The organism is Streptomyces sp. NPDC001568 (assembly GCF_042893755.1).
GTDB lineage: Bacteria > Actinomycetota > Actinomycetes > Streptomycetales > Streptomycetaceae > Streptomyces.
On the sequence record NZ_JBIAVF010000054.1, the window covers coordinates 1 to 3,234 of the forward strand.

Here is a 3,234-nt window from a genome sequence, read left to right on the forward strand (position 1 = left end):
AGCACCTCGACGAGAAGGTCGCCCGCCTCCACCTGGACGCCCTCGGTGTCCGCCTCACCACCCTGCGCCCCGAGCAGGCCGCCTACATCGGCGTCAAGGTCGACGGCCCGTACAAGCCCGACCACTACCGCTACTGATCCTGATCACCCGCTGATCAGCAGAGGCTGAAGCAGGCCCCCGGCACCCGTGCCGGGGGCCTGCCCCGTCTCCCGATCACCGTCTCCCGCCCCCTCCCAGAAAGCGCGTCGATGCCACGCGGCCGGTACTCGCTCCACGACCCGCACGACCACGCCCCCCTCGGCGAGGAGCACTTCCACTGCGCGCCCGGCCCGTCCGGCTGGCGCTACGTCGCCCAGCTGACCTTCCCCGACGGCGAACACCGCGGCTCCGTCGACCTCGCCGTCGACGAACTCGGCCGCCCCATCCGCCTGGAACTCAACGCGGGCGGCTGGCAGTTGCGCGGCGCCGCCATCGACGGGGTCACCTGGGTCCGCACCGATCCCACCGGTTCCGAGGCCACCGAGGGCAACGTCAACGCCCCCGGGTTCACCGGCACTTCACCGGCCTTCCTCATCGCCACGGCCCGCCTGCTGCGCCTGACGCCCGGCGCCCCCGCCACCAGGGTCCGGCTCGTCGCCCTCACCGACCCGGTCCTGGCGGCCCGTACCGTCGACCAGGCGTGGGCCCTGCTCGAGCGTGCGGAGCACGCCACGGACAGCGGCCCGCTGCTGGTGGACGAGTACCGGGTGACGGCCCTGGACACCGGCGAGGTGCACACCGTCCACATCGCGGGCGACGTCGTCCTCTCGGCCCCGGGCATCGAGCTCGAACACCTGGAGACCCCGCCCTCCACCTTCGAAACGGCCTAAGCGGGCGGCGCGAACCCGCTCCGAGGTGCGGAAGCCTCGGGCGGCGGTGCGGGCGCCGCGGCCGGAGCCGGGTAGGGGTGGGCAGCCACCGGAGCCTTGACCGGTACGACCGGCGGCGCCATGGCCGGAGCGGCCTGCCCGGCCCGGGCCGCCTGCGCCGCATGAGCCGCCTGAGCCGCCTGCGAAGTCGCTCCGAACGCCCGAGCCGCGTCCCGCGACTGCCGTTCGTGCACCACCGCCATCAGGAACGCGGCTGCCGGCACGCCGGCCGGCGGCGGCGTCCCGGTCCTGGCCACCACGTCGTCCGCGAGCCGCGCCGCCAACGCGGCACCCACCTGCGGGTCCAACTGGTTCATCCGCGTCAGGTACTGCCGCACCGCCAGCCACAAGCCGTCCGGCACCGCCGAAAGGTCCAGCGCGGTGAACCGCCCGGCCAGCCACGGCGGCGGCGGGGGCACCGGCATCACCCGCGCCCCCGGCACCCGCTCGCGGATCACCAGCGTCCCCGCGAACACGTCACCGAGGCGCCGCCCGCGCTCCGACACCAGCGAGGAGATGCAGGCCACGACCCCCATGGTCATCAGCAGTTCCACGACGCCCATGGCCCCGCGCACCAGCGCGTGCCGGAACCGGATCGGCCCGCCGTCCTCACGCACCACCCGCAACCCGCAGGCCATCTTCCCCAGGGACTTCCCGTGGGTCAGCGTCTCCACCGCTATCGGTACGCCGACCAGCAACAGCAGGAAGCTCGCCACGGCCACGGCGGCCTGGAGGGCTCCGTCCAGACCGTACGTCGCGGCGGTCAGACCGATGGAGATGATCCCGTAGCCGACGAGGTACACGGCGAGGTCGACCACGATCGCGAGCGCCCGGCTCGGCAGCCTCGCGGGCCGCAGTCCCAGAACGACCGCGTCCCCCGTCACCAGATCGCTCACGAGTGCACCTTTCACCGACCTGACCCGCCCCTGTGGGACCCAGTCTGCCAAGCTGACCACAGGAGTAGTAAGCCGAATCGGGTGGCCTGGGGCAGGGGAGCGGTAACCGGATGGATCTCGACGTCTTCGTGGTGGCCCACCAGGCCGAGTGGAGTCGCCTGGAGCAGCTCCTCGGGCGCGGCCGCAAGCTCACGGGAGCGGAGGCCGACGAACTCGTCGCGCTGTACCAGCGCACGTCCACCCACCTCTCCCTGGTGCAGTCGAGCGCCCCCGACCCGATGCTCACGGCCCGCCTCACGCAACTCGTCGCCCGCGCCCGCTCCACGGTGACCGGTACCCGGCGCGCGAGCTGGCGCGACGCGGCCCGCTTCTTCACCGAGGGCTTCCCCGCGGCCGTCTACCGCAGCCGCCGTTGGTGGATACCGACCGCTCTGCTCTCCACGGCGCTCGGCGTGCTCATCGGCTGGTGGATAGCCACGCACCCCGAGGTCCAGGGAGCCATCGCGGCCCCGACCGAGCTCAAGCAGCTCACCGAGCCCGGCGGCGAGTACGAGACGTACTACTCCAGCCACCCGGCGGCCTCCTTCGCCGCCCAGGTCTGGACGAACAACGCCCAGGCCGCCGCGATCTGCCTGGTGCTCGGGGCGTTCCTCGGAATCCCGGTGCTGTGGATCCTCTTCCTGAACATGGCCAACCTCGGCGTCGGTCTCGGCCTGATGAGTTCGGCCGGCCGCCTCGACGTCTTCCTCGGCCTGATCCTCCCGCACGGCCTGCTCGAACTGACGGCGGTCTTCGTCGCCGCCGGCACCGGACTGAAACTGGGCTGGACCGTCATCGATCCGGGCCCCCGCACCCGCCGCACCGCCCTCGCCGAACAGGGCCGCGCCGCCCTCGGCATGGCCATCGGCCTGGCCCTGGTCCTCTTCGTCTCCGGCCTGATCGAAGGCTTCGTCACCCCCTCGGGCCTCCCCACCTGGGCCCGCATCACCATCGGCATCGCCGCCGAGGCCGCCTTCCTCGTCTATGTCTACGTCCTGGGTGGCCGAGCGGCCCGCGCCGGCGAGGCCGGCGACGTGGAGGAAGCCGACCGAACGGCAACCCTGCCCACCGCGGCCTGATGTGCGCCGGCCCCCGCCGAGCTGCTAGTCTCCTGGTCGTCCCGCAAACCCCGTTGACACGGCAGACGCGGGGAGGTAGATTCGAACGGTTGCCTCGAACTGGACAAGTTCGGCAGTGATGGTTTAAAGTCTCATCTCGCCCCCAGGAATTGAATTCCAAGTGGGCACACTCGACTCTTCATTCAGTCTCCGAAGCCGGGAAATCCGGTGGAAAGCTTCTGATAGAGTCGGAATCGCCGGAAAGGGAAAGCGCGAAAGCGCAGGACCTGGAAAGCACCGAGGAAATCGGGCCCGAGAGAGTCTGATAGAGTC

Annotated in this window: 4 protein-coding genes; 3 read left to right on the forward strand and 1 reads right to left on the reverse strand. The window is 71.5% G+C overall.

Annotation, left to right across the window (positions count from 1 at the left end; translation table 11 throughout):
• Both ACFY0I_RS39870 and ACFY0I_RS39875 read left to right on the forward strand, forming a co-directional pair.
• Positions 1-137, forward strand: a 137-nt coding sequence (locus tag ACFY0I_RS39870; RefSeq protein WP_351599024.1) for an adenosylhomocysteinase, incomplete at its 5' end; no start/stop codon positions are given.
• Between the two features lie 111 nt (positions 138-248).
• Positions 249-869 carry a hypothetical protein gene (locus ACFY0I_RS39875; RefSeq protein WP_388904729.1) on the forward strand — a complete coding sequence of 207 codons (621 nt, stop codon included), beginning with the start codon at positions 249-251 and terminating at the stop codon, positions 867-869.
• Here the strand turns inward: ACFY0I_RS39875 and ACFY0I_RS39880 are convergent.
• On the reverse strand, positions 866-1,804 hold the full coding sequence (locus ACFY0I_RS39880) for an RDD family protein (RefSeq protein WP_388904730.1): 939 nt from the start codon (positions 1,802-1,804) through the stop codon (positions 866-868). The two genes, ACFY0I_RS39875 and ACFY0I_RS39880, sit on opposite strands and share 4 nt — an antisense overlap.
• 110 nt (positions 1,805-1,914) lie before the next feature.
• Here ACFY0I_RS39880 and ACFY0I_RS39885 point away from each other — a divergent pair, with 110 nt between their 5' ends.
• Entirely contained in the window at positions 1,915-2,922 is a 1,008-nt protein-coding gene (locus tag ACFY0I_RS39885) for a stage II sporulation protein M (protein WP_388904731.1), read from the forward strand.
• The last annotated feature ends 312 nt before the right edge of the window (positions 2,923-3,234 follow it).

What these genes read in the sequence shown, in the direction of transcription:
- ACFY0I_RS39875 (WP_388904729.1), top strand. Translation starts at nt 249, where the DNA reads ATGCCACGCGGCCGGTACTCGCTCCACGACCCGCACGACCACGCCCCC.
- ACFY0I_RS39885 (WP_388904731.1), top strand. Translation starts at nt 1,915, where the DNA reads ATGGATCTCGACGTCTTCGTGGTGGCCCACCAGGCCGAGTGGAGTCGC.